24 protein-coding genes are annotated in these 23,859 nt (G+C 69.2%); 9 read left to right on the top strand and 15 right to left on the bottom strand.

Annotated elements, in window-relative coordinates; all coding sequences use genetic code 11:
- Positions 1-5 precede the first annotated feature (5 nt).
- Positions 6-599, bottom strand: coding sequence for a peptide deformylase (locus tag A7U43_RS26860; protein WP_068001226.1), 594 nt, complete (start codon positions 597-599; stop codon positions 6-8).
- A gap of 127 nt (positions 600-726) precedes the next feature.
- On the opposite strand from A7U43_RS26860, the gene A7U43_RS26855 reads away from it, so the two are divergent.
- The 5 genes from A7U43_RS26855 to A7U43_RS26835 are packed head-to-tail and all read left to right on the top strand — an operon-like array spanning position 727 to position 3,953.
- A complete protein-coding gene (locus A7U43_RS26855) occupies positions 727-1,035 on the top strand; it encodes a DUF3263 domain-containing protein (RefSeq protein WP_019513723.1) in 309 nt (102 codons plus the stop codon).
- Between the two features lie 19 nt (positions 1,036-1,054).
- Positions 1,055-1,522 carry a LytR C-terminal domain-containing protein gene (locus tag A7U43_RS26850; protein ID WP_068001223.1) on the top strand — a complete coding sequence of 156 codons (468 nt, stop codon included), beginning with the start codon at positions 1,055-1,057 and terminating at the stop codon, positions 1,520-1,522.
- A 10-nt stretch (positions 1,523-1,532) separates the two neighbouring features.
- Complete coding sequence (gene sodC, locus A7U43_RS26845; RefSeq protein WP_068001220.1) at positions 1,533-2,207, top strand: superoxide dismutase[Cu-Zn]; 675 nt, start codon at positions 1,533-1,535, stop codon at positions 2,205-2,207.
- A complete protein-coding gene (locus A7U43_RS26840; protein ID WP_231963478.1) occupies positions 2,122-3,321 on the top strand; it encodes a glutamate--cysteine ligase in 1,200 nt (399 codons plus the stop codon). The genes sodC and A7U43_RS26840 overlap by 86 nt, the downstream gene beginning before the upstream one ends.
- A 14-nt stretch (positions 3,322-3,335) precedes the next feature.
- Complete coding sequence (locus A7U43_RS26835) at positions 3,336-3,953, top strand: LON peptidase substrate-binding domain-containing protein (protein ID WP_068003875.1); 618 nt, start codon at positions 3,336-3,338, stop codon at positions 3,951-3,953.
- On the opposite strand, the gene A7U43_RS26830 is transcribed toward A7U43_RS26835, so the two are convergent.
- From A7U43_RS26830 to A7U43_RS26800, 7 genes are all read right to left on the bottom strand, one after another.
- The gene (locus A7U43_RS26830) at positions 3,938-4,294 is read right to left on the bottom strand and encodes a monovalent cation/H(+) antiporter subunit G (protein WP_068001218.1); all 357 of its coding nucleotides are present in this window, start codon (positions 4,292-4,294) and stop codon (positions 3,938-3,940) included. The genes A7U43_RS26835 and A7U43_RS26830 overlap by 16 nt on opposite strands.
- Positions 4,291-4,572 (bottom strand): monovalent cation/H+ antiporter complex subunit F, encoded by a 282-nt coding sequence (locus A7U43_RS26825; protein WP_068001216.1) that lies wholly within the window; start codon positions 4,570-4,572, stop codon positions 4,291-4,293. The genes A7U43_RS26830 and A7U43_RS26825 overlap by 4 nt, the downstream gene beginning before the upstream one ends.
- Positions 4,572-5,105, bottom strand: coding sequence for a Na+/H+ antiporter subunit E (locus tag A7U43_RS26820; RefSeq protein WP_068001212.1), 534 nt, complete (start codon positions 5,103-5,105; stop codon positions 4,572-4,574). The genes A7U43_RS26825 and A7U43_RS26820 overlap by 1 nt, the downstream gene beginning before the upstream one ends.
- Positions 5,102-6,694 (bottom strand): Na+/H+ antiporter subunit D, encoded by a 1,593-nt coding sequence (locus A7U43_RS26815; RefSeq protein WP_068001209.1) that lies wholly within the window; start codon positions 6,692-6,694, stop codon positions 5,102-5,104. The genes A7U43_RS26820 and A7U43_RS26815 overlap by 4 nt, the downstream gene beginning before the upstream one ends.
- Complete coding sequence (locus tag A7U43_RS26810; RefSeq protein WP_068001205.1) at positions 6,694-7,158, bottom strand: Na(+)/H(+) antiporter subunit C; 465 nt, start codon at positions 7,156-7,158, stop codon at positions 6,694-6,696. Before A7U43_RS26810 ends, A7U43_RS26815 begins: the two co-directional genes overlap by 1 nt.
- Before the next feature lie 28 nt (positions 7,159-7,186).
- Positions 7,187-10,063 carry a Na+/H+ antiporter subunit A gene (locus A7U43_RS26805; protein ID WP_068001200.1) on the bottom strand — a complete coding sequence of 959 codons (2,877 nt, stop codon included), beginning with the start codon at positions 10,061-10,063 and terminating at the stop codon, positions 7,187-7,189.
- A 67-nt stretch (positions 10,064-10,130) separates the two neighbouring features.
- Positions 10,131-10,538, bottom strand: coding sequence for a DUF1707 domain-containing protein (locus tag A7U43_RS26800; protein ID WP_068001198.1), 408 nt, complete (start codon positions 10,536-10,538; stop codon positions 10,131-10,133).
- Positions 10,539-10,646: 108 nt separating this feature from the next.
- On the opposite strand from A7U43_RS26800, the gene A7U43_RS26795 reads away from it, so the two are divergent.
- Positions 10,647-11,078, top strand: coding sequence for an SRPBCC family protein (locus A7U43_RS26795; protein WP_068003862.1), 432 nt, complete (start codon positions 10,647-10,649; stop codon positions 11,076-11,078).
- Here the strand turns inward: A7U43_RS26795 and A7U43_RS26790 are convergent.
- From A7U43_RS26790 to A7U43_RS26770, 5 genes are read right to left on the bottom strand one after another with little or no spacing between them, the layout of a single operon-like run.
- A complete protein-coding gene (locus A7U43_RS26790; protein WP_068001195.1) occupies positions 11,052-13,244 on the bottom strand; it encodes an AAA family ATPase in 2,193 nt (730 codons plus the stop codon). The two genes, A7U43_RS26795 and A7U43_RS26790, sit on opposite strands and share 27 nt — an antisense overlap.
- Positions 13,241-14,095 carry a CDP-alcohol phosphatidyltransferase family protein gene (locus A7U43_RS26785; RefSeq protein WP_068001191.1) on the bottom strand — a complete coding sequence of 285 codons (855 nt, stop codon included), beginning with the start codon at positions 14,093-14,095 and terminating at the stop codon, positions 13,241-13,243. The genes A7U43_RS26790 and A7U43_RS26785 overlap by 4 nt, the downstream gene beginning before the upstream one ends.
- Positions 14,095-14,805 carry a phosphatidylserine decarboxylase gene (locus A7U43_RS26780; protein ID WP_068001188.1) on the bottom strand — a complete coding sequence of 237 codons (711 nt, stop codon included), beginning with the start codon at positions 14,803-14,805 and terminating at the stop codon, positions 14,095-14,097. Before A7U43_RS26780 ends, A7U43_RS26785 begins: the two co-directional genes overlap by 1 nt.
- Before the next feature lie 35 nt (positions 14,806-14,840).
- Positions 14,841-16,067 carry a molybdopterin molybdotransferase MoeA gene (moeA, locus tag A7U43_RS26775; RefSeq protein ID WP_068001185.1) on the bottom strand — a complete coding sequence of 409 codons (1,227 nt, stop codon included), beginning with the start codon at positions 16,065-16,067 and terminating at the stop codon, positions 14,841-14,843.
- The gene (locus tag A7U43_RS26770) at positions 16,067-16,990 is read right to left on the bottom strand and encodes an SDR family NAD(P)-dependent oxidoreductase (protein ID WP_068001182.1); all 924 of its coding nucleotides are present in this window, start codon (positions 16,988-16,990) and stop codon (positions 16,067-16,069) included. The genes moeA and A7U43_RS26770 overlap by 1 nt, the downstream gene beginning before the upstream one ends.
- 38 nt (positions 16,991-17,028) lie before the next feature.
- Here A7U43_RS26770 and A7U43_RS26765 point away from each other — a divergent pair, with 38 nt between their 5' ends.
- Genes A7U43_RS26765 through A7U43_RS26755 form a run of 3 tightly spaced genes read left to right on the top strand, consistent with a single transcriptional unit; the run spans position 17,029 to position 19,727 of the window.
- Positions 17,029-17,523, top strand: coding sequence for a PH domain-containing protein (locus A7U43_RS26765; protein WP_231963477.1), 495 nt, complete (start codon positions 17,029-17,031; stop codon positions 17,521-17,523).
- A gap of 32 nt (positions 17,524-17,555) precedes the next feature.
- Complete coding sequence (locus A7U43_RS26760) at positions 17,556-18,902, top strand: PH domain-containing protein (protein ID WP_231963476.1); 1,347 nt, start codon at positions 17,556-17,558, stop codon at positions 18,900-18,902.
- Between the two features lie 9 nt (positions 18,903-18,911).
- Positions 18,912-19,727 carry an HAD-IIA family hydrolase gene (locus A7U43_RS26755; RefSeq protein ID WP_068001172.1) on the top strand — a complete coding sequence of 272 codons (816 nt, stop codon included), beginning with the start codon at positions 18,912-18,914 and terminating at the stop codon, positions 19,725-19,727.
- On the opposite strand, the gene fdhF is transcribed toward A7U43_RS26755, so the two are convergent.
- Together fdhF and A7U43_RS26745 are read right to left on the bottom strand one after the other, a co-directional pair.
- Complete coding sequence (fdhF, locus tag A7U43_RS26750; RefSeq protein ID WP_068001169.1) at positions 19,684-22,410, bottom strand: formate dehydrogenase subunit alpha; 2,727 nt, start codon at positions 22,408-22,410, stop codon at positions 19,684-19,686. The two genes, A7U43_RS26755 and fdhF, sit on opposite strands and share 44 nt — an antisense overlap.
- The gene (locus tag A7U43_RS26745; RefSeq protein ID WP_231963475.1) at positions 22,398-23,816 is read right to left on the bottom strand and encodes an NADH-ubiquinone oxidoreductase-F iron-sulfur binding region domain-containing protein; all 1,419 of its coding nucleotides are present in this window, start codon (positions 23,814-23,816) and stop codon (positions 22,398-22,400) included. Before A7U43_RS26745 ends, fdhF begins: the two co-directional genes overlap by 13 nt.
- Between the last annotated feature and the right edge of the window lie 43 nt (positions 23,817-23,859).

Genomic DNA, 23,859 nt, shown 5'->3' with positions numbered 1-23,859 from the left:
CACGGCTAGTGGCCGAACGGGTCGGGATCCTCGCCGGGCAACCAGCTCAATCCCGGGACCCCCCACTTGTTCGATTTCACCATCCGCTTCGCGGCGCGGGCGTGCCGGCCGATCAGACGATCCAGATAGGTGAACCCGTCCAGGTGGCCGGTCTCGTGTTGCAGCATCCGGGCGAACAGCCCGGTGCCCTCCAGTGTGATCGCGGAGCCGTCGGCGTCCAGGCCGGTGACCCGGGCCCACTCCGCACGCCCGGTCGGGAACGACTCGCCGGGCACCGACAGGCATCCCTCGTCATCGTCGTCGGGGTCGGGCATGGTCTCGGGGACCTCGGAGGTCTCCAGCACCGGGTTGATGACCACCCCGCGGCGGCGCGCGGTCTTGCCACGGTCCTCTGCGCAGTCGTAGACGAAGACGCGCTCGGTGCGACCGATCTGGTTGGCGGCCAGGCCGACACCGTTTGCTGCGTCCATGGTGTCGTACATGTCGGCGATCAGCGCGGCCAGTTCGGCCGGTAGCGTTCCGTCGGCGGCGACAGGCACCGGAGTGGTCGGAGTGTGCAGGACGGGATCTCCCACAATGCGGATTGGTACGACAGCCACGGTTGGCTAGCTTAAGTCAGCCGACGCGCGGGTAACGATCACGCCTCAACTACCGGCGCCGTGATTGAATGATCGCCGAACCACACACATGTCATTTGCGAGTTATCGGAAGGGTCCAAAGAGCGATATGGATGGCGCCATCGCGCGGACCGGCCAATCCGGGGACGACTCCGAACCCGCGGACGGGTTGACCCGCCGCGAACACGACATCCTGGCGTTCGAACGCCAGTGGTGGAAATACGCGGGGTCCAAGGAAGACGCCATCAAGGAGCTTTTCTCGATGTCGGCGACGCGGTACTACCAGGTGCTCAACGCATTGGTGGACCGACCGGAAGCCCTGGCTGCCGACCCGATGCTGGTCAAGCGGCTGCGGCGGGTGCGAGCGAGCCGGCAGAAGGCCAAGGCCGCGCGGCGGTTGGGCTTCGACATCACCTGAGCCGTTAGGCTTGCCCCCGATGAACCAGCGAGATTCTTCCGGGCTGCCGCTGCGCGCCATGGTCATGGTGCTGCTCTTTCTCGGGGTGGTGTTCCTGCTGGTTGCGCTCCAGTACCTGGGCCCCGACGACGATGCCGACGATGACGCCGCCGTGGTGAGCACCACGACCAGCAGCGCCACCACCAGCGCCAAACCCACCCCGGGACCCGAACAGGCCAAGACCGATGTCCGGGTGTTCAACATCTCCGAGGTGCCGGGTGCGGCCGAGGGGACGGCGACCCGGCTGCGCGACGCCGACTGGAACGTCACCGAGACCGGGAACCTGGTGCTGGAGGGCGTACCGGTGACCACGGTCTACTTCGGTGAGGCCCCGGGCGAGCGGGAGGCCGCCGAGGACGTCGGCAGGCTGTTGGAGGCGCCGGTCGAGCCGCGACGCCCCGAACTCGTGGAGCAACCACCGGGCGTCATCGTGGTGGTCACCGGCTAGGCTCTCCGACATGCCGATCTCAGCCACGATTCGCCTTCTCGCCGCTGCCGCCGTCATCGTCCCGATCGCCGCCGCATGCTCGCCCAACGAGCCGGTCGCCACTGAGCCGGGGACCACGCCGCCGGTGTGGACCGGATCGCCCTCGCCCTCGGCGCCGGCCGCCGCGGGTGGTCATGGCTCGGGTGCGGCGCAGGGCTCCGGGGAGACGCTGACCGCGGACCTCAAGACCGCGGACGGCACCGAGGTGGCCACCGCCACCATCGAGTTCACCGACGGCTTCGCGACCGTCACCGTCGAGACCACCACCGCCGGTGAACTGACGCCGGGCTTCCACGGTTTGCACATCCACCAGGTCGGCACCTGTGAGGGTGATTTCACCAGTGCCGGCGGGCACTTCCAGGCCGAGGGGCATTCCGGGCATCCCTCCAGCGGTGACCTCAGCTCGTTGCAGGTGCGCAGCGACGGTTCGGCGAAGTTGGTGACCACCACCGACGCCTTCACCGCCGAGGAACTGCTCGCCGGCACCAAGACCGCGATCGTCATCCACGAGAAGGCCGACAACTTCGGCAATATCCCCGCCGAGAAGTACCAGCAGGTCAATGGCACCCCCGGTCCCGACCAGCAGACGCTGGCCACCGGTGACGCCGGCGGCCGAGTGGCCTGCGGTGTCATCTCCGCGGATTAATCCGAGCCGTATCGATTTCGCCGGGTCACCCCGGCCGACGGTCGGTGTCGAATGGGAGTTCGCGCTCGTCGACCCAGATACCCGCGACCTGTCCAACGAGGCCGCGGCGGTGATCGCCGAGATCGGCGAAACTCCGCATGTGCACAAGGAATTGCTGCGCAATACCGTCGAGATCGTCACCGGGATCTGCGAGACCGTCCCGGAGGCGATGACCGATCTGCACGACACGCTGGTCCCGGTGCGCCGGATCGCGCGGGAACGCGGGATGGAACTGTTCTGCGCGGGCACTCATCCGTTCGCGGAGTGGTCCAACCAGCAGCTCACCGAGGGCCCCCGGTACGCCGAGTTGATCAAACGCACCCAGTGGTGGGGCCGCCAGATGCTGATCTGGGGTGTGCACGTGCACGTCGGGATCTCCTCGGCGCACAAGGTCATGCCCATCATCACCTCGCTGCTCAACCAGTACCCGCACCTGTTGGCGCTGTCGGCGTCATCGCCGTACTGGGATGGTGACGACACCGGTTACGCCAGCAACCGGGCGATGATGTTCCAACAGCTGCCGACCGCCGGACTGCCGTTCCAGTTCCAGGAGTGGTCGCAGTTCGAAGGCTTCGTCCATGATCAGAAGAAGACCGGCATCATCGACCACATGAACGAAATTCGTTGGGATATAAGGCCTTCGCCACATCTGGGGACCATCGAGGTGCGGATCTTCGACGGGGTGTCCAATATCGACGAGTTGGGGGCGCTGGTCGCGTTGACCCACTGTCTGATCGTCGACCTCGACCGCCGCCTCGATGCCGGTGAGCAGCTGCCCACCATGCCGCCCTGGCATGTGCAGGAGAACAAGTGGCGCGCAGCGCGTTACGGCTTGGATGCCGAGATCATCCTCGACGCGGACAGCAACGAGCGGTTGGTCACCGATGATCTCGACGACCTGCTCACCCGGCTCGAACCGGTGGCGGTGTCACTGGGCTGCGCCGACGAGTTGGCGCGGGTGTCCGGCATCTACCGAGGCGGAGGGTCCTATCAACGCCAGCGGCGGGTGGCCGAGGAGAACGACGGGGACCTGCGCGCGGTCGTCGATGCACTGATCGGCGAGCTGGTCCTGTGACGTCCGTGACGCCGATGTTCCCGCTGGAGATGGCCATGCTGCCCGGCGAGGAGCTACCGCTGCGGATCTTCGAGCCCCGCTACAGCGCGATGATTTCGCAATGCCTGGCCGGTGAGCCCATGTTCGGTGTGGTGATGATCGCCGCCGGCCGCGAAGTGGGCGGAGGTGAGGCTCGCCATGACGTCGGTGTGCTGGCCCGGATCGTCGAACACGCCGACCTGGGTGAGGGACGCTACCGGCTGCGCTGCATCCTCGGCCAGCGGATCAGGGTGACCGAATGGCTTACGGACGCACCGTATCCGCGGGCGACGACCGTGCCGTGGCCGGATGAAGCCGGCCCGTCGGTGACCGGCGCGGACATCGCCGCCGTGGAGGACATCGTGATGGCGCTCTTCGAGCGGATCGCCGCGGCCCGTGACGCGACACTACCGCCGCGTGAGGACCTGCTCGGCGGTCCGGAGCCGGGCCAGCAGGCCGGAGATCGGCTGTACGCGTTGGCCGCCCGCATCCCCATCGGCCAGGCCGACCGGTACGCCGTGCTGGCCGCACCGAATGCGCAGGCCCGACTGGAGGCGCTGCGCGAGGCCGTGGAGACCGTCGCGGCGATGGTGGAGTTTCAGCTCTCGGAGTGACGGCTCGGATCGGGGAACGGGTTGTCGGCCAGATCATCGGTGACCACATCGTCGCCGATCGTCTGTTCCCGGTAGGCGAGCTGCCCGACCCGGTTGGCCACCACCGGTGCGGTGAAGATGGTGAACAGCCCGGCCAGGATGATCATGCCGACATCGGGATGACCGCTGAGCCGGATCGCCGCTCCGGCCAGCACCAGCAGCAGCCCCAGCACCTGAGGCTTGCTGGCAGCGTGCATGCGCGACAATGTATCCGGGAAGCGCACCACACCGATCGCGGCGGTCAGGGCGAGCGCGGACCCACCGAGCACGAGCACCGAGGTGATGATCTCGACGACGGTCATCGCAGGCTCCCATCGTTGTGCTCGCGGTCGGGCACCCGGAACCGGGCGACGCTCACCGAGCCCACGAAGCTGATCAATGCCAGCGCGGTCAGCGTGTAGGTGACGGTGCTGTCCAGACTGAACGCCGCCCACGTCCCGATACCGCACATCGACACCGCCACAAAGGCATCCAATGCCACCAGCCGGTCCAGGGTGCTGGGCCCGGCCAGCAGTCGGTACACGGTGATGGCGGCGGCAGCCGAGAGCATCACCGCCGCGGCGATCCATACCAGGTGCATCAGAGGGCCTCCTTCTCGGCTGCCGGTCGCCAGTCGGCGTCCCGCTCGAACGCCGCCACCATCAGCCGTTCGACCGTTTTGACCTGGCGGTAGAACCGGTCGACGTTCTCCTCGGACCCGACGTCGAGCACGTGTAGGTAGAGGAGCCGCCGTCGCTGATCGATCTCCAGCACCACCGATCCCGGAATCAGGGTCAATACACCGGCCGCCAGGGCCAGCACCAGATCGGACTTGACGGCCAGGTGCGCGCGCAGCACCGCGGTGAGCGGCGGCGGCCCGGGCTTGATCGCCAGCCAGGCCACCTGGAACGACGACACCACCAGTTTGACTGCGACATAGAGGATCAGGCGCAGCAACGCCAGCGGCCGGACCTTGCCTTCGACCGGCACCCGGGGCAGTGGCAGCAGCAGCGTGATGACCAGCGCCACCAGCAGGCCGCTGACGATGTTGGCCGCAGAGAAGGTGCCCCACAACAGAACCCACACCAGCATGAGCCAGCACAGCGTCCAGATGCGTAACGTGATCTTCCTCATGGCGCCAACACCGCCGAGATGTACTGGCTGCGGTCGAGTATCTCATCGGCGGCGCGCTCACTGTAGCCGTAGATGGGTCCCGCAAATACCGTCAGCGCCAACCCGACCGTGATGAGCGCGCCGGTGGGCAACAGCATCCCGACCGGCATCCTGCCCACATCGCTGCGATCTGCGAAGGCGATATCGTCGTCATCGTCGATGAGCGCGGCGGGCACCGTGTTGGACAGTGCCCCCTCCGGGGCATCCGCGCGCGCCCGCCAGAACGCCTTGGTCCACACCCGGGTGACGGCGTAGAGCGTGAGCAGGCTTGTCGTCACGCTGCCGCCCACCAGCACCCACGCCAGCGAGGAGCCCGACTGTGCCCCGGCTTCGACCAGGGCAACCTTCCCGATGAACCCGGAGAACGGCGGGATGCCACCGAGATTCAGCGCCGGGATGACAAAGACGAATGCCAGCAGTGGGCTGGCCGCGGCCAACCCGCCCAGGCGTTGCAGGGTCGATGCTCCGGCCTGGCGTTCGATCAGGCCCACCACCAAAAAGAGCGTGGTCTGCACGACGATGTGGTGCGCCACGTAGTAGACGGCACCGGACATGCCGAGGTGGTTGCCCAGCGCGATACCGAAGATCATGTAGCCGATGTGGCTGACCAAGGTGAACGACAACAATCGCTTGATGTCGTTCTGCGCGATGGCACCCAGGATGCCGATCACCATGGTCAGCAGTGCCGCCACCATCAACACATCGTCGAGTCGGCCTCCGGGGAACAACAGCGAATGGGTGCGGATGATCGCGTACACACCGACCTTGGTCAGCAGGCCGGCGAATACGGCCGTCACGGGCGCCGGCGCGGTCGGATAGGAGTCGGGTAGCCAGGCCGACAGCGGGAAGACCGCGGCCTTGATCCCGAAGGCGACGAGCAGCACCGCGAACAGCGCGGTGCGGGTGCCGTCGGGCACGTCGGCGAGGCGCACCGCGACCTCGGCCATGTTGAGCGTGCCGGTGGCCGCGTAGACCATCGCGATGCCGATCAGGAAGATCAGCGAGGACACCATCGACACCATCACGTAGGAGATGCCGGCCCGGACCCGCTCGGCGCTGCCACCGATGGTCAGCAGCACGAAGCTGGCGGCCAGCAGCACCTCGAAACCGACGAACAGGTTGAACAGATCGCCTGCCAGGAACGCGGTGCAGACACCCGCGGACAGGATGAGATAGGTGGGCTGGAAGATCGAGACCGGTTGACGTTCGTCGCCGTCGCTGATGCCCTGTCCGATGGCGTAGAAGACCACCGCCAGCAGCACTATCGAGGACACCACCAGCATCAGCACCGAGAGCCGGTCTGCGACCAGGGTGATGCCGAGCGGGCCCATCCCGGGTTCGCTCTGTCCCCAGCCGCCGACCTGTACGGCGACCGTGCCGTCGCGGTCGACCAAGTACAGCAGCGCCGCGCACACCGCCACCACCGTGGTCAACGCCGTCAGCGAAATCAACTGCTGCAGACGCGGACTGCGGCCGGCGACCAGGGTGGTGGCGGCGGCGATAGTGGGGATCAGCACAGGCAGTGGCGTGAGAATCGTGGCGAGGGTCATCAGCGTGAGCCCTCCGCGCCCGGCAGGGCGTCGAGTTCGTCGGGGGCGTCGGTGTCGCGTGCGGGCACCACGTCGGGGACGTCGCGGTCGACGGCGTCGTCGTCCGCCCGTTCGGCCACCCTGGTGTCCTCGGGATCGTTGCTGACCTCTTCGATCGTGGTCAGCTGATAGGACCGGTAGGCCAGCGCCAGCACGAAGGCGGCGATGCCCATTGCGATCACGATCGCGGTCAAGATCATGCCCTGCGCCAGCGGGTCGGCATCGGTCTGCGCGCCGTTGCTGGACCGGCCATACACCGGCGGATTCCCGGACGGTCCGCCGACGTTGAGGATCAGCAGGTTCACGGCATTGCCGATCAACAACAGCCCCAACAACATTCGGGTCAGGGTGCGTTCCAGCAGCAGATACACCCCGGCGCTGGTGAGGGCGCCGATCAGGACGAGCGGAACCAGGTAGGTGATCATGTCTGTCCAATCGCTCCGCAAGCTGCGCTCACCGTTTCATCTCCACATCGACGCGGGCACCCAGGCTGCGCAGGATGTCGAGGACAAGTCCGACCACGATCAGATACACGCCGAGATCGAAAAACAGCGCGGTGACCAGTTTGATGTCGCCGAGGACCGGCACGTCGAGATGCAGCACCGCCGAGGACAGCACCGGTGCCCCGAGGAACAGCGACGTGAGTGCGGTGCCCGCCGACAGCAAGAGCCCAGCGCCGAGTATTTTGCCCGCGTCCAGCGGCAGCGTCTCGCCGAGTTCGTAGCGGCCACCGGCGAGATACCGCAGCACCAGCGCCAGCCCGGCCGTCAGCCCACCGGCAAAGCCCCCGCCCGGTGTGTTGTGGCCGGTGAAGAACAGGTATGCCGACAGCACCATGATGAGCGGGAAGATGACCCGGGTGGCCACCTCGAGCACCAGCGAGCGGTGCCGCGGGTCGCGCAGTTCGCTGCCGCGCAGCCAGGTGACATCACCGGCCGCCGGGCTGTACGCCCCGACCAGTCCGATATCGGGCTGCCCGACGGCGCCCGGTGTGGCCTGCGAGACGCGCGGTGCGGATCCGAAACGCCTGTTGCGGAACACCATGGATGCCACTCCGGTTGCAGCGACGACCAGCACCGAGATCTCACCCATGGTGTCCCAGGCGCGGATGTCGACCAACAACACGTTGACGGTGTTGGCGCCGTGCCCGCGGAAGTAGGCCGCGTCGGGCAGCAGTTCGGCGATCGGGCGGGTGTCGCGGGCGGACATCGCGAACACCGCCAGCGCGGTCACCGCCGCGCCGACCGCCAGCGACAGCGCCGCCCGAGGCAGTCGGCTGCGGTTGACGTTCGAACGGTCGGCCTCGGCGGGCAGCGTGCGCAACACCAGCACGAAGATCACCAACAGCAGTGTCTCGACCAGGAATTGGGTCAGGGCGAGGTCGGGTGCGCCGTGGAAGGCGAAGATGACGCCGCAGCCGTAGCCGGTGACACCGACCAGCAGGACCGCGGCCAGCCGGTTGCGCATCACCGTCGCGCCCACCGCGGCGGCCAGGATCACCAGGCCGATCACCACCTGCAGTGGGGACTCCCACAGCTCCATTTTCGGGGCGAGGTCCGCGCGGGTACGGGCACCCATCACGAGTGCGCCGACCGGCAGCAGTACCAGTGTGCAGAGAATGACCGACTGGGTGGCGGGCAGCGAACCGCGCTGGGTCTGCGCGGTCAAGCGCACCGCCGCCACGTCCAGGCCGCGCATCACCTCGTCGTAGATCCGGTCGGCATTGCCCAGCGGGGTGTACTTGAGCTTCGTACGCGGCAATCGGTTACGGCCGAAGAACAGGCCCGTGCCGACGCCGAGGATCAGCACCGACAACAGCAGCGGGACGCCGAATCCGTGCCACAGAGCCAGGTGGTAGTCCGATGGGCCGGGCACGGTCCCGGCGTAGTCGTCCAGCGCCGCATCCACCCCGGCGGGCCACAGGCCGAACACCAGACCGGCGGCCGCGAGAATGGCCGGCGGCAGCAGGAAGGTGACCGGCGGGCGGTGCATCTCGGCGACGCGCACGCTGGGCGCGTCGAGTCCCTTGTCGGCGAAGGCACCCCACAGGAACCGCAGGCTGTAGATGGTGGTGAACACCGAGCCGATCACGATGCCGGCGAGCACGAACGGGGCCGCGGCGGCCAGGGCCGGGCTGTGCAGCACGGTCTCCAGATCGGCTTCCTTGGCCACGAACCCGAAGAACGGCGGCAACGCGGCCATGCTGGCGGTGGCCCCGACTGCGATGATCAACAGCGGCCGGTGCTGCCTGCCGAGACCGGCCAGCTTGCGGATGTCGCGGGTGCCGGTGGCGTGGTCGATCACACCGACCACCATGAACAACGCGGCCTTGAACATGGCGTGCGCGCAGAGCATGGCCAGTCCGGCCAGCATCATGTCCGGCCCGCCCGCGCCGACCATGATGGTGATCAATCCCAGTTGGCTGACGGTGCCGAAGGCCAGGATGAGTTTGAGATCGTATTCGCGGACGGCGCGCCAGCCCGCCATCAGCATGGTGAGCAGGCCGAGCCCCACCACCATGGGTCGCCATAGCGGGGTATCGGCGAACCCCGGGGTCATCCGGGCGACCAGGTACACGCCGGCCTTCACCATCGCGGCGGCGTGCAGGTAGGCGCTGACCGGTGTGGGGGCGGCCATCGCGCCGGGCAGCCAGAAGTGCAGCGGCACGATCGCCGATTTGGACAGCGCGCCGACCAGGACCAACGCGATGCCGATGGTGGCCGCCGTACCGGACGGGGGCGCGGCGATGAGCTCGGAGAGCAGATAGGTACCCGAGAGGTTGCCGAGCACGATGATGCCGACCAGCATCGCCAGGCCACCGAAGGTCGTCACCAGCAGCGCCTGGGTGGCTGCGCGACGGCTGGTGGCACGTTCGGCGTAGTGACCCACCAGCAGGAAGGACAGCACGGTGGTGGTTTCCCAGAACACGTAGAGCAACAGCATGTTGTCGCTGACCACCAGCCCGAACATCGCGCCGGAGAAGGCGACGAGCTCGGCGGCGAAACTGGGCAGCCGCTTCTCGATACGGCCCTCGTGATGGTGGAAGTACTCGGCGCAATAGAACAGCACGAGCGCGCCGATGCCCAGTACCAGCACGCTCATGATGGCGGCCAGCGAGTCGAAGCGCAGCGTGATGTCCATGGACAGTTCCGGCACCCAGGGGATGTGAACCGTCGGGGGGTCGTCCTCGCCTGGCCAGTTCATCCCCACCCACAGCAGGGATCCCAGCGGGACCAACGCCAAGGGATAGAACGCCAGCCGGCCCCATCTGGCGACCAGAAGCGGCGCCAACGCGGTGGCGATCGCATGGGCGAGGAGAACGGTGAGCATGGCACTCCGATCGGATTGGGGTCGGGGTGTCAGCCGCGAGGGCTAAAGCCATTCTACCTGGGCCGTTTTACGACCTGACATGAGCCATGACCGGAATGACGTGTCCGACAACACCGATACCCCAGCCCAAGATCGGCCAGACCGGCCAGAAGTACCAGGCGCCGCCGCCGAGTCCGACGGCCAGCCAGATGCCGAGCATCAGCAGGCTGCCGGCAAGGTAGGCGACGAGGTGGATGCGCGCGCTGAGCCGCGCCGCCCGCAGCTGTGCGGTACGCCGGCGCGGATCGTGGTGCCGTAGCCGGGCGACCGGTAGGTCGGCGACGAGGGTGTCCAGTTCGCCGGTGCTGTTCGCGGCGAATGCCCGGCCCAACCGGTCCTCATATTCCGCCATGGGCAGGTAGCCCTGGGCCAGGGCCTGTCCCAGATCGGTGGCGGTCCGTTCCCGCTCGCGGTCTCCGGCGCGGATATCGGGCATGGCGGGCCTCCCGTGGGTCTGATACCTGCAACTTGTCATTGACTAGATTCGACTATCCCACCGGAACTTGCCACCGTCAAGATAGGTATTCTGCTCGGGGTGAGCCGGATTGTGAGCGCCAGCCGAGAGATCGCCGCGGCCCCCGATGTCATCTTCGAACTGATCGCCGACCCGGCCCAGCAGCCGCGCTGGGACGGCAACGGCAACCTCGCCGAGGCGGCCGCCGGGCAGCGGGTGCACGCCGTCGGTGACGTGTTCGCGATGACGTTGGGCAACGGCGCCGTCCGGGAAAACCGCATCGTCGAATTCGAGGAAGGCCGCCGGATCGCCTGGCTGCCCTCCGAGGAGGGCAAGGCGCCGCCCGGGCACCTGTGGCGCTGGGAGATCGAGCCGATCGACGCGGGCAGATCGACGGTGACCCACACCTATGACTGGACGAACCTGACCGAAGAGAAGCGCCTGGTGCGTGCCCGGGCCACCACCGCGGACAAGCTGGCCGCCTCGATCGAACGGCTAGCGATCCTCAGCGAAGGCGCGTAACGCCTCGACCTGCGCCGGATCCAGTGACGGGCGGATGTTTTCGCGGGCCTTCGCCACATCCTCGGCGGTGACATCGGCCGCGTCGATGGAGCGTCGCATCGCCGTCAGGGCAGCCTCGCGGAGCAGCGCGACGCAATCCGCGGCGCTGTAGCCGTCCAGGTCCTCGGCGAGCGCGTCGAGCTCCACATCGGCGGCCAGCGGGACGGACTTGCCCGCGGTGCGCAGAATGTCCTTGCGCGCCTGGGCATCCGGTGGCTCGACGAACACCAGCTTCTCCAATCGTCCCGGGCGCAGCAGCGCCGGGTCGATCAGATCGGGACGGTTGGTCGCGCCCAGCACCACGACGTCGCGCAGCGGGTCGATACCGTCGAGTTCGGTCAGCAGCGCGGCGACCACGCGGTCGGTCACCCCGGAATCATGGCTCTGCCCGCGGCGCGGCGCGAGCGCGTCGATCTCGTCGAGGAACACCAGCGACGGTGCCGAATCCCGGGCGCGGCGGAACAATTCACGCACCGCCTTCTCCGAGGAGCCGACCCACTTGTCCATCAGTTCGGCACCCTTGACGGCGTGCACGGACAGCCGGCCCGAGCTGGCCAGCGCGCGCACCACGAACGTCTTACCGCAGCCCGGCGGTCCGTAGAGCAGCACGCCGCGCGGCGGTTGCACGCCGAGCCGGGCGAACGTGTCGGGATGTTGCAGCGGCCACAGCACCGCCTCGGTCAGGGCCTGCTTCGTTTCGACCATATCGCCGACGTCCTCGAGGGTCACCGCACCGACGGCCACCTCCTCGGTGGCCGAGCGGGACAGCGGGCGGATCACCGAGAGCGCCCCGGTGAAATCGTCCTGGGTCAGCGCCGGTGCCTCGCCGTCGGCGCTGGCACGGGCCGCCGCGCGCAGCGCCGCCTCCCGGACCAGGGCGGCCAGATCGGCGACGACGAAACCCGGTGTGCGTTCGGCGACCTTCTGCAGGTCCAGTTCGGCGGCCGGCACACCACGTAGCAGCACCTCCAGCAGCGCCGTGCGGGTGGCGGCGTCGGGCAGGCTCAAACCCAGTTCGCGGTCGCACAGCTCGGGTGCCCGCAGCCGGGCGTCGACGTTGTCGGGCAGCGCCGAGGTGGCGATGAACGCAACGCCCTTGGTGGACAACGCTTTACGCAGCTCGGCAAGGATCAGGGTGGCCGCCGGCTCTGGTGTGGACGGCAGCAGCGCATCGATATCGGTGATCAGCAGCACGCTGCCGGCCGGATCGGGGGCGCACACCGCGGTGACCGCGGAGGCCACGGTGGACAGCCGATCCTCGGCGCGGAGCGCCCCGACCTCGGGCCCATCGAGTTCGACCAGCCGGCGCTGCGCGCAGACCGCCCGCACCAGTGTGGATTTGCCCACCCCGGCGGGCCCGGACACCAGCACGCCGAGATGTGCTGTGGCGCCCAGGCTTTCCAGCAACTGCGGCTCGTCGAGGGCCAGCTTGAGCCATTCGGCGAGCTTGCCGGCCTGGACATGGGCACCCTTGAGATCATCGAGCGGGATCGCGGGAACCGCCGGTGCCGCCCCGGCGTCGGCCGGGGCGGCGACGGTCGCTCCGTCGCCCCAGCAGACATTCGAGTTCGGTTGCACACTCACCGTGCCGGCCGGGTCGACGCCGGTGACGGTCAGCAGCTCCGAGGTCCAGGTGATGCCCACCGAGGTGGTCAGTGCCGTGGTCGCCGCCGACGTCGAGGTGCCCGGCCCCAGGTCGCGCGGCAGCAGCGACACGGTGTCACCGACGGTCATGACCTTGCCGAGCAGCGCCATCCGCAGGGTGGCCGGTGACACCGACTGGGTGGCCAGCCGGGAACCGGTCAGCGTGACCGAGCGGGCCCCGTTGACCGTCACCGGGGCCACCACCACGGCGGTGTTCTCGCGCAGGCCGGCGTTGGACAACGTCACGTCGTCGAGCAGGGCCACCCCGGCGGGGGTGCCGGCGGGCGCGATCGCGACGACAGCGGCGGTGCTACGCGATCCCAGCAGCGACACCGCATCCCATTCGCGCAGACCGAGGGCGGCGATGGCCTCCGGGTGCAGGCGCACCACCCCGCGTCGGCTGTCCAGGGCGGAGGTGTTGAGCCGGGCGGTCAGCCGAAGGTGGTTCAGCGGTGTCTCTTCGGCGTACTCGGTCTGGCTCATTTGCGGCTCTGCGGCTTGCGCAGGCCCAGCCGGGACACCGAGCGGCGGTGCGGCTGCGCGCGGCGGATTTCGCGGCGCTGCGCACGCCGTTCCTTGGGCTTGGCGTCCCATGCCTCCGGGCGTGCGGCGACCCAGCGCTGACTGCGCACGGTGAACGGGATGATCAGCACGTAGCCGATGATGATCAGCAGCACCAGCACGTAGGGGAAGAGCAGCAGGGCAGCGGCCGCCGCGGCGATGGCGATCAGCAGGAACGGTGCCGCGTTGGGCGGCATCGAGACCGATTTCAGCGCCAGCGTCGGAACCCGGCTGACCAACAGCGCGGCATTGGCGGCGAACCACAGGCAGATGAACCACGGCGAGGTCCACCACCCGTCGCCGAACTGCAGCATCGCCGCCAGCGGCCCGATCACGCCGACCGCACCGCACGGCGCGGGCATACCGGTGAAGTACTGCCGGGTGTAGGCCGGCTTGGTGGTGTCGTCGAGCAGTGCATTGAAACGCGCCAGTCGCAGCACGATGCACACCGCGTAGAGCAGCGCGAAGATCCAGCCCACCGGGGACGTGGGCAGCAACGTCACGTAGACCACCAGCGCGGGTGCCACCCCGAAGTTCACCGCATCGGCCAGCGAGTCGATCTCGGCGCCCATCCGCGACTGGGCATCCAGCGCGCGGGCGATACCGCCGTCGATACCGTCGAGGACCGCGGCCGCACCGATGAGCGCGAGCGCAATATGGGGCTGGCCGTCGAGCGCGAATTTGATGGAGGTCAAGCCGCAACAGATCGCCAGTACGGTCGTCGCGCTCGGCAGGATCCGCATCGCCGCCGGACGCGGCTTCGTCCGTTGCATCAGGGCAGCTCGGCCAGGACGGTTTCGCCGCCGATTGCCCGTTGGCCGGTCTCCACCAGCACGCGGGCATCGGTCGGGAAATAGGTGTCCAGTCGGGAGCCGAACCGGATCAGCCCGTAGGTCGCGCCGAGGGCGAGCGTGTCACCGGTGCGGGCGGTGCACACGATGCGCCGGGCGATCAGGCCGGCGATCTGTACGGCCACGACGTCCACCCCCTCAGGGGTGCGGATCCACAGGCTGTTGCGCTCGTTGTCCGCGCTGGCGGCGTCCTTGTCCGCGGACAGGAACTTGCCCGGCCGGTGCACCACACCCATCACCTGGCCGGCGATCGGCGCGCGCTGCACGTGCGCGTCGAAGACCGACAGGAAGATGCTGATCCGCTTCATCGGGGCGTCACCCAACCCGAGCTCCGCCGGCGGGACCGCGGTGTCCAGCAGGGTCACCAGCCCGTCGGCAGGCGCCACGATGACACCGGGGCGGGTCGGTGGTGTCCGGGGCGGATGCCGGAAGAACAGCGCGGAGAAGCTCGCCAGGCCGACCCCGGTGTTACGCAACCAGCGGTGGTTGCGGCCGACGGCCGCCAACCCCAGCCCACCGGCGATGAAGGGCAGCCCGGCGGGATGCAGCGGAGGGACGGTGGAACGCACGAGCTCGACGAAGCGTTGCGCTTCTGAGCTGTCGTCTTCGGGTGAACGCGCAGGTCTGGCCATGTTGGCTCCCGAGTCTACGTGGAATTCTGCCGGGATCAGCAGCCTGTCAGATCCCACACGTCGACCTGTGACCCGGCGGCCACCGTGCCGACACCGACGGGAATGTCCAGCAGGCAATTGGCGGACGCCAGCCAGCGCAGGTGGTGCGAAGCGGGCGGTCCGTAGCTGGTGACGGTGGCCTGCCCGGCCGACACGGTGAGCACCCCACGACGGAACTGGCGCTTGCCCGGTGGCGAGCTCAGGTCCTCGGCGAGGGTGGCGGTGACGCGGGGGCGATCGGGGCGCAGACCCATCGCGGCGCGCAGCGGCGGCCGCAGGAACACCTCGAAGGAGACCAGCGCGCTGACCGGGTTGCCGGGCAGCGTGACGATCGGGACGCCGTCGACCCGCCCGCAGCCCTGTGGCATCCCGGGCTGCATGGACACCTTGACGAACTCGACCTGTCCGCCGAGTGCGTCCTTGACGACCTCGTAGGCGCCGGCGCTCACCCCACCGGTGGAGATGATCAGATCGGCCTGCCCCGCATGGGCCTGCAGCGCCGCGCGGAACGCGCCGATGTCGTCACCGACCGTGGCGGAGGCGATCACGTCGGCCCCCGCGTCGCGGACGGCGGCGGCCAGCATCACCGCGTTGGACTCGTAGATCTGGCCCGGGCGAAGCGGGGTTCCGGGTGCGACCAGCTCCGACCCCGTCGACATCACCAGCACCCGGGGCGGCGGCAGCACGCTCACCTCGGCCAGCCCCAGCGCGGCGACCAGCCCCAGCGCGGCCGGGGTGAGCCGCTGACCGGCGCGTAGCACCGTGGTGCCCGCCGCGACGTCCTCACCGGCGCGCCGGATGTGCTGGCCTTCCGTGCTGGCGGCGCGGATCTGCACCCGCGCGGCGCCGGGGACGAAGGGGGCGGCGAAATCAGCATCCGTGGATTCCACCGGGACGACGGTGGTGGCACCCGGCGGCAGCGGGGCGCCGGTCATGATGCGTTGTGCGGTACCGGGTTCCAACGCCCGGGTGTCGGTACGTCCGGCCGGGATGTCGTCGGCGACCGGCAGCGTGACCGGATGCTCGGCACTGGCCCGGGCGATATCGGTGGCGAGCACCGCGAAACCGTCCATCGCCGAATTGTCGAAACCCGGCAGCGATGCAGCCGCCACGATGTCGGTGGCCAGTACCAGCCCGAGCGCATCGCCCGGGGCCACCGTGACGGCGGGGCGGGCCTGCACCAGGTCGGCGATGACCTGCTGGTGTTCTTCGACCGAACGCATCAGAGCGGGAATGTCACGCCGGTCAGTTCCTCGGACACCGTCCACAGCCGCCGCGCGATGGCGGTGTCGTGCGACTGTGCGCTCGAGGTGACCAGCTGCGGGTGACCGACCAGTCCCATGGCGGCGACCGGGAAAGCCGGCCCGTAGTACTGCCCACCGCGGACATCCGCGGCGGTGGCGGCGCGCAGCGTGGCCAGCGCCCCGACGAGCGGGGAGTTGGTGACCAGTCCGGCCAGTGTGTTGAAACCGGGCAGGGTGTTACCCGGGGTGTGGCGCATCAACTCGGTGTTGGAGACACCGGGATGCGCAGCCACCGACAGGGTGTTCTTACCCGCGAGCCGACGGTTCAGCTCGTAGCTGAACATCAGGTTGGCCAGCTTGGACTGGCCGTAGGCGGCGACCCGGTTGTACTTCCTGCGTTCCCACTGCAGATCGTCGAAATCGATCTTGGCCTGATTGCGGTGAGCGATGCTGGCGACCGTCACCACGCGCGAGTTCTCCACCGGCAGAAGGTTCTCCAGCAGCAGACCGGTGAGGGCGAAGTGGCCGAGATGGTTGGTGCCGAACTGCAACTCGAAACCGTCGGCGGTGGTCTGCTTCGGCGGGTACATCACACCGGCGTTGTTGATCAGCAGATCGATGCGCGGGTAGTCGGTCCTCAGCTGGTCGGCCGCGGTGCGCACCGACTCCAGCGAGCCCAGGTCGAGGGCGACCACGGTGAGGTCGGCAGCCGGCGCGGTGGCGCGGATATCGGCCGCGGCCCGCTCGCCCTTGGCGGTGTCGCGGACCGCGATGACCACGTGGGCGCCGCGGTCGGCGAGCACCCGGGCCGTCTCATAGCCGAGGCCGGTATTGGAACCCGTGACGATGGCGACCCGCCCGGACTGGTCGGGAACATGGGATTCGGTCCATTTCTGGCTCATGCCTAGAACATACGGTCTGCGACCGCCATGCTCGAGCGATGGGTGCACCTGTGCTGATGGCCGACCCCGCAAATCCGCCCAGTCGCAGCGCGCCGCTGGTGTGGGCGCTGGGCGCCGCGATTCCGTGGCTGTTCATCGCCTTCGGCCAGGTCGTGTGGTTCGTGCTGGATGCCCGGGCGCCGTGGCTGCATGTGGGTGCGGCGGCCGCCACCGCGCTGGGGGTGCTGGTATCGGTGGTGATCGCCCCGATCTGGCGCTACCGGGTGCACCGTTGGGAGATCGGCGCGCGGGCGGTGTTCACCCGCACCGGATGGCTGGTGCAGGAACGCCGCATCGCACCGATCTCGCGGGTGCAGACCGTCGACACCTACCGTGGCCCGCTGGACCGGCTGTTCGGCCTGGCCAACGTGACGGTGACGACCGCGTCGTCCGCGGGTGCGGTGCGCATCGTCGCCCTCGACGTGGCCGTTGCGGATCGGGTGGTCGCCCAACTGACCGACATCGCCGCACTCGGCGGACCCGACGCGACATGAACAGCGCTGCATGGCAACGACTTTCCCCGCGTATGTTGCTGGTGCACCCGGTGCATGAGGTGCTCAACCAGTTGCCGCTGCTGGTCGGGGCGATCGTGCTGGGGTCGGCCACCCAGAATCCGGTGTGGTCGTTGGTCGGCGTGGGTTTCATCGTGCTGATGGGTGTGGCGCGATGGTTCACCACCAGCTACCGGATCGACGACCGGGACATCACGCTGCGCACCGGGCTTCTGCGGCGTAACGAACTGTCGTTGCCGCGCAACCGGATCCGCTCGGTGCAGACCGATGCGCGGCTGCTGCACCGGCTGCTGGGGCTGACCGTGCTGCGGGTCGGCACCGGTCAGGAGGCCAAGGGCGACAACACCTTCGAGCTCGACGCCGTATCGGCCGAACAGGTCGCCGGGCTGCGGGCAATGCTATTGGGCGAACAGCCCGGCGCCGCTGCACCGGGCCGCGTGCTGGCCACCTGGAGACCGTCCTGGCTGCGATACAGCCCGCTGAGCTGGTCCGGGCTGCTGATGATCGGGGCCGCGACCGGTATCGCCCAGCAGGCCGGTTTCGGTCATGTGCCGGGCAGGTGGGTCCAGGCGTTCGGCGGTCCGGCGCTGGCGGCCGGCATCCTGCTGGCCGGGGTGGCACTCGCCGTCGGGCGGTCGCTGCTGACCTACGGCAACCTCGTGCTCACCCGGCGCGTGGACACCCTGCACCTGGTGCACGGGTTGCTGCGGATTCAGGAGCACACCTTCGACCTGCGTCGGCTGCGCGGCGGCACGCTGCGCCAACCACTGCTGCTACGAGCCCTCGGCGGGGCCCGCCTCGATGCCGTGATGACCGGGGTGGCCGGGGTGGGGGAGTCCTCGCTGCTGCTGCCGCCGTGCCCGTCGTCCACCGCAACGGGGGTGCTGACCGACCTGGTGGGGGATGCGGAGGTCGTGCACGGCCCGCTGACACCGCACGGGTCCGCGGCGGCGCGGCGTCGCTGGGTCCGGGCACTGGCCGTCCCGGTGGCGGCGGCGATGGTGCTCGTCTTCGCGCCGCTGCCCGGCTGGTCATGGGGACTGTGGGCGGCGGGCACGGTGCTCGCCGCGGGGCTGGCCTACGACCGGGTGCGGGCGCTGGGGCACCGGGTGGATGCCCGGTGGCTGGTGGCGAGCGCCGGCAGCCTGGAGCGCCGGCGCGACTGTGTGCAGACCGCGGGCATCATCGGGTGGACCGTGCGGCAGACCTGGTTTCAGCGCCGCGCGAAGGTGGCGACCCTGGTCGCGGCCACCGCGGCGGGCACCAAACGCTACATGCTGATCGATGTGCCGGCCGAGATCGCGTGGGCGGTGGCGGCGAACGCCTCCCCGTGGGTCGCAGACAGTCAGTGGTACGCCTAGTCTCGCTGCATGGCAATCGGTGGAGTGCTCTTCGATATCGACGGGGTGCTGGTGACGTCGTGGCAGCCGATCGAGGGTGCCGCCCGGACGCTGCAGGTGTTGGCGGATAACCAGATCGCCCGGTCCTACCTGACCAATACCACCACCCGCACCCGCACCCAGATCGCCGAGTTGCTGACCGAGGCTGGGATGTCGGTGAGCCCCGATGAGGTCATCACCGCCGCCGCGCTGACCGCCGACTACGTCCGGGACCGGTACCCGGGGGCGCGGTGTTTTCTGGTCAACAGCGGGCAGATCGCCGAGGACATGCCCGGTATCGACATCGTCTACTCCAGCCAATACAGCGGGCCGGGCGCACCGGAGGCGCCCGATGTGGTGTTGCTGGGCGGTGCGGGCCCGGAGTACAGCCACCTCACCCTGTCCTGGGTGTACGACTGGATGGCCCAGGGGGTGCCGGTGGTCGCCATGCACCGCAGCATGTCGTGGACGACCACCGACGGGTTGCGCATCGACACCGGAATGTACCTGCACGGTATGGAGGAGTGTTCGGGGCGCAAGGCGACCGCCGTCGGTAAGCCGGCACCCGAGGGATTCCTGTCCGCCGCGGGACGGCTCGGGGTGGACACCGATGAGATGTACATGGTCGGAGACGACCTGAACAACGACGTGCTGGCCGGTCAGGTGGTCGGCATGACGGGCGTGCTGGTGCGCACCGGGAAGTTCCGTCAGGACACGTTGGACCGTTGGGCCGCAGATGAATTCGCCATGCAGCCCAGTCACGTCATCGACTCGGTGGCCGACCTGCCGGAGCTGTTGGGGCTTTGACCCCACAATTGTCCACCGCGGGTTGGAGGTTGACCGCCGTCACCTTGTACTCCGGGGTGTGCGTCACGTGGTCACGGCCGGGCCCGACGACGGTGTTGACCGGGATGTCCGGGGAACTGAAGGTGGCGAACACCGTGCCCGCAAGCATGCTGTCGCTGAGATGACACGGCAGCACCATCTCGCCGTGGCGGCTGGCGACCCGCACCGCATCTCCTTCACCGACCCCGATCGTTGCCGCGTCATCGGGTGAGATATCCAGTGCCGTAACACCGGTCAGCGCGGCGGTTGTTGATCGGCTGGTCATGGTGCCGGAATTGAAGGCGAACAGTTCGCGGCCGGTGATCAGCACGAACGGGAAGGCGGTGTCCGCCAACTCGGCGCTGGGACGGAATCGGACACTCCGCAGTGCGGCGCGCTGCCCGATCCCGGGGAAGCTGTGTTGGTGCAGCAGTGCGGTACCCGGGTGGTCGAGGTCGGGGCACGGCCACTGCAGGCCGCCGGGTTGCTGCAGGCGCGCGTAGGACATGCCGGCGCCGGCGGGCCAGACCCGGCGCACCTCGTCCCACACATCCTCGGCGTCGCGGTAGGTGAACGACGCGCGCCGGCCGCCTGCTGCGGCGGCCAGGCAGAGTATGTCGGTATCGGTCTTGGCCAGACCCGGCGGGGCCAGCGCGGCGCGGACCCGCTGGACCCGGCGCTCGGAGTTCATGAAGGTGCCGTCCTTCTCGAAGGCGGCGGCGGCCGGAAGGAACACCGTGCCGTAGCGCCGGGCGGTCTCGTTGAGGAACAGGTCCTGCACCACCAGCACGTCGAGCCCGGCCAGCGCGTCGGCCACCGACGGCGTCCGCGGTTGGGTCTGCAGGATGTCCCAGCCGATGACCCAGAGTCCGTGCACCGCACCGGCAGCGGCTGCGTCCAGCATCTCCATGGCGTCCAGCCCGCGGGCCTCGGGTACGGGTGCGCCCCAGACCGCGGCGGTCGGCGCGGCGGATTCGGCGATCGGCGCCGAGCCCGTCAGGTGGTGCGGTTCGCAGCCCATCACGGCCGCACCCTGCACGTTGTTCTGTCCGCGCAGCGGATTGCAGCCGGCGCCCGGCGTACCCACATTGCCGGTGAGCAGCGCGAGATTGGCCAGGCACATGACGGCATCGGTGCCCTGCACGTGCTCGGTGATGCCCAGCCCGTGAAAGAGCATCGACGGACCGTGCCGGGCATAGCGCCGGGCGGCCCGCCGCACATCGACCGGGTCGAGTCCGGTGATCGCGGCGGCCCGTTCGGGGGTGTAGGCGCCGATGAACGACCCGAAATCGTCGAACCCGCTGACCCGGCGGGCGAGGAAACCGGTGTCCACCATGTTCTCGTCCACGATCGCGGCCGCGATCGAATTGAGCACGGCGACATTGGTTCCGGGGTGCGGGCGGAGATGGATGTCGGCAAAGCGGGCGAGTTCGATGCGGCGCGGGTCGATGACGATCAGACCGGCGCCGCGCAGCGCCGCCTGTTTGATGCGGGCACCGACGACCGGGTGCGCCTCGGTGGTGTTCGACCCGCACACCACGATGGTCCGCGCGAGGTCGATATCGTCGAAGGAGTTCGTCGCAGCGCCGGTGCCGAACACCGCGGCCAGACCCGCCGCGCTGGGCGCGTGGCACACCCTGGCGCAGCAGTCGATGTTGTTGGTGCCCAGCACCACCCGGGCGAACTTCTGTGCCAGATAGTTTTCCTCGTTGGTCGCCCGCGCCGAACCCAGCACCCCCACCGAGGCCGGGCCGCCCCGGTCGATCAGGGTCCGCATACCGGTGACCGCGACGCTGATCGCTTCATCCCAGCCGGCGGCACGCCACTGACCGTCGGCGCCGCGCAGCAGGGGTGTGGTGATCCGGTCGGGCGCCGCGGTGAAGCCGAACCCGTAGCGCCCCTTCGCGCACAACTGGCCACGGTTGACGGGCGCATCCAGAACCGGACGGATATCGGTGATCCGGCCCTCGCGGGTGCCGACCGTCATCTCACATCCCACCGCGCAGTACGGACACGTCGTGCGGGTCCACTCGGTGGGGCGACCGAGGGTGAGCACGCTGGTATCGGAGAGCGCACCGGTGGGGCAGGTGTCGACACAGGCGCCGCATGAGACGCACGAACTCGCGGCCAACGTGTCCCCCGAGTCCGGCACGATCCGGGAGTCGGCTCCGCGACCCGCGATGCGCCAGGTGAACTGGCCTTGGACCTCGTCGCAGATCCGCACGCAGCGCCAACACGAGATGCAGGTGTTGAGGTCGACGCGGATCGCGGGATGGGAGTCATCGACCCGCGACGACTGCGCGGTGGCGGTCGGCCGGACGCCGTACTCGGTGAGCAGCCGGTGAAAGCGCAGGTCCGGCGCGCGCCCCGGCGCATCGGCCGGATAGTGGGCCACCAGCATCTCCAGCAGGCCTTTGCGCAGATCGCGGATCTCGGTGGTGTCCGTGCGCACCACCGCGCCGTCCGCCGCGGGCGTCGTGCAGGCGGCGGCCGGCCGGGCTGCTCCGTCGATCTCGACCACACACAGTCGGCAGTGGCCCGCGGGGTTGAGCCGGGGATCGTGGCACAGCGCGGGGATGTCGATCCCGGCGCCGACGGCCGCGGTGAGCAGCGAGGTGCCCGCTGGGCAGGACACCGCCAGGCCGTCGATCCTCAGGCGGGGCATCCGGTGAGTTCCGCGCCGTAGTGGGTGATGATGCTGCGCGCAAAGTCGGCCAAACCGGTCCCGTGCCCACACAGGCTGGTGGCGGCCAACGCCGCGACGATGGACTCCCACTCGGTGCGAGCCTGCGCGCTCAGCGGTGCCTCGAAGAGCCGCTCGATCCGGGCCGCCCCGACCCGGCACGGCGTGCAGGCTCCGCACGACTCGTAGGCGCCGAACCGGAACACGTGGCGTACCAGATCCACGATGGCGGTGGAAGCGTCGAACGCGAGGATGCCGCCATGCCCGACGGTGGCGCCGATATCGCGCAACGCGTCGAAGGCGAAAGGGACGTCGAGCAGGCTCGGGTGCACGACGCCCGCCAGCGGACCGCCGACCATGACGCCCCGGAGTTCCCCGGCCACCCCACCTCCGATGTCCTCGACGATCTCGCGCAGGGGGATCCCGAATTCGACTTCGTAGAGCCCGGGCCGGGCGAACAAGGAGTTCAGCGATACCGCCTTGGTGCCCCGGCTGGTGCCCGATCCCAGCGCCGCGTACGCGGCGCCGCCGTACCGGAGGATCCACGGCACATTGGCCAGTGTCTCGACGTTGTTGACGACCGTCGGTTGCCCGAACAGGCCCCGTTCGGCGGGATAGGGCGGCCGGGCGCGAGCCATCGGCCGCCGTCCTTCGATCGCGTTGAGAAGAGCGGTCTCCTCTCCGCACACATAGCTGCCCCCGCCCTCGACGACGGTCACCGTCAGGCCCGGCCCGCCGAGAATGCCGGCGTGCTCGGCCTCGGTCACCGCAGCCCGCAGCGCGGCCGATGCGGCGGGGTATTCCCGCCGCACGTACACGTAGGCACGCTCGGCGCCCACCGCGAACGCGGCGATCGCCGCGCCTTCCAGCACCGCGTGCGGATCTCTCTCCAGCAGGACCCGGTCGATGTAGGCGCCGGCGTCGCCCTCGTCGGCGTTCACCACGACGACGCGGGCACCCGCGGGCTGGGATCGGGCGGTTCGCCATTTGTCGGCGGTGCGATAACCGGCTCCCCCGCGGCCGCGAAGCCCGGACGCCTCGACCTCCGTCAGAGTCGCCCCCACGCCGATCGAGCGCGCACGGCGCAGGCCCTCATAGCCGCCGCTGCGGCGGTAGGCGGTCAGGTCCGCAGCGCCGCCATCCACGCATCGGCCCAGCAGGATCGACGTCGCACAGGCGATTTCGACGCGCGGTGCGGTCGTGTCGTCGGCGGCGGCCGGTGCGTCGTAGCAGCGGCCCAGGCAGTACACCCGCGGATCGGACCGTTCGGCCGATGACCAGCGGTCTCGATCGCGATGTCGGGCCACGAAGCACGCCGTGCCCTGGCAGGGCTGCGCGTGCAGCTCTACCCCGCCGAGGTGGTGGAACGCCGCAATAGGTGTGACCACGGTCACAGTCTGCGCGGGGCGCCGCCGCGGGGTCTAGAGGCGA

Source organism: Mycobacterium adipatum (genome assembly GCF_001644575.1).
In the GTDB taxonomy this organism is placed as follows: domain Bacteria; phylum Actinomycetota; class Actinomycetes; order Mycobacteriales; family Mycobacteriaceae; genus Mycobacterium; species Mycobacterium adipatum.
This window is presented reverse-complemented; position numbering and strand designations above follow the sequence as displayed.

Bases quoted from the DNA above. Each gene is read 5' to 3' on its own strand.
- A7U43_RS26855 (WP_019513723.1), top strand. From the start codon at position 727: ATGGATGGCGCCATCGCGCGGACCGGCCAATCCGGGGACGACTCCGAA.
- A7U43_RS26850 (WP_068001223.1), top strand. From the start codon at position 1,055: ATGAACCAGCGAGATTCTTCCGGGCTGCCGCTGCGCGCCATGGTCATG.
- sodC (WP_068001220.1), top strand. From the start codon at position 1,533: ATGCCGATCTCAGCCACGATTCGCCTTCTCGCCGCTGCCGCCGTCATC.
- A7U43_RS26840 (WP_231963478.1), top strand. From the start codon at position 2,122: ATGGCACCCCCGGTCCCGACCAGCAGACGCTGGCCACCGGTGACGCCG.
- A7U43_RS26835 (WP_068003875.1), top strand. From the start codon at position 3,336: ATGTTCCCGCTGGAGATGGCCATGCTGCCCGGCGAGGAGCTACCGCTG.
- A7U43_RS26830 (WP_068001218.1), bottom strand. From the start codon at position 4,294: ATGACCGTCGTCGAGATCATCACCTCGGTGCTCGTGCTCGGTGGGTCC.
- A7U43_RS26825 (WP_068001216.1), bottom strand. From the start codon at position 4,572: ATGCACCTGGTATGGATCGCCGCGGCGGTGATGCTCTCGGCTGCCGCC.
- A7U43_RS26820 (WP_068001212.1), bottom strand. From the start codon at position 5,105: ATGAGGAAGATCACGTTACGCATCTGGACGCTGTGCTGGCTCATGCTG.
- A7U43_RS26815 (WP_068001209.1), bottom strand. From the start codon at position 6,694: ATGACCCTCGCCACGATTCTCACGCCACTGCCTGTGCTGATCCCCACT.
- A7U43_RS26810 (WP_068001205.1), bottom strand. From the start codon at position 7,158: ATGATCACCTACCTGGTTCCGCTCGTCCTGATCGGCGCCCTCACCAGC.
- A7U43_RS26805 (WP_068001200.1), bottom strand. From the start codon at position 10,063: ATGCTCACCGTTCTCCTCGCCCATGCGATCGCCACCGCGTTGGCGCCG.
- A7U43_RS26800 (WP_068001198.1), bottom strand. From the start codon at position 10,538: ATGCCCGATATCCGCGCCGGAGACCGCGAGCGGGAACGGACCGCCACC.
- A7U43_RS26790 (WP_068001195.1), bottom strand. From the start codon at position 13,244: ATGAGCCAGACCGAGTACGCCGAAGAGACACCGCTGAACCACCTTCGG.
- A7U43_RS26785 (WP_068001191.1), bottom strand. From the start codon at position 14,095: ATGCAACGGACGAAGCCGCGTCCGGCGGCGATGCGGATCCTGCCGAGC.
- A7U43_RS26780 (WP_068001188.1), bottom strand. From the start codon at position 14,805: ATGGCCAGACCTGCGCGTTCACCCGAAGACGACAGCTCAGAAGCGCAA.
- moeA (WP_068001185.1), bottom strand. From the start codon at position 16,067: ATGCGTTCGGTCGAAGAACACCAGCAGGTCATCGCCGACCTGGTGCAG.
- A7U43_RS26770 (WP_068001182.1), bottom strand. From the start codon at position 16,990: ATGAGCCAGAAATGGACCGAATCCCATGTTCCCGACCAGTCCGGGCGG.
- A7U43_RS26765 (WP_231963477.1), top strand. From the start codon at position 17,029: ATGGGTGCACCTGTGCTGATGGCCGACCCCGCAAATCCGCCCAGTCGC.
- A7U43_RS26760 (WP_231963476.1), top strand. From the start codon at position 17,556: ATGTTGCTGGTGCACCCGGTGCATGAGGTGCTCAACCAGTTGCCGCTG.
- A7U43_RS26755 (WP_068001172.1), top strand. From the start codon at position 18,912: ATGGCAATCGGTGGAGTGCTCTTCGATATCGACGGGGTGCTGGTGACG.
- fdhF (WP_068001169.1), bottom strand. From the start codon at position 22,410: ATGCCCCGCCTGAGGATCGACGGCCTGGCGGTGTCCTGCCCAGCGGGC.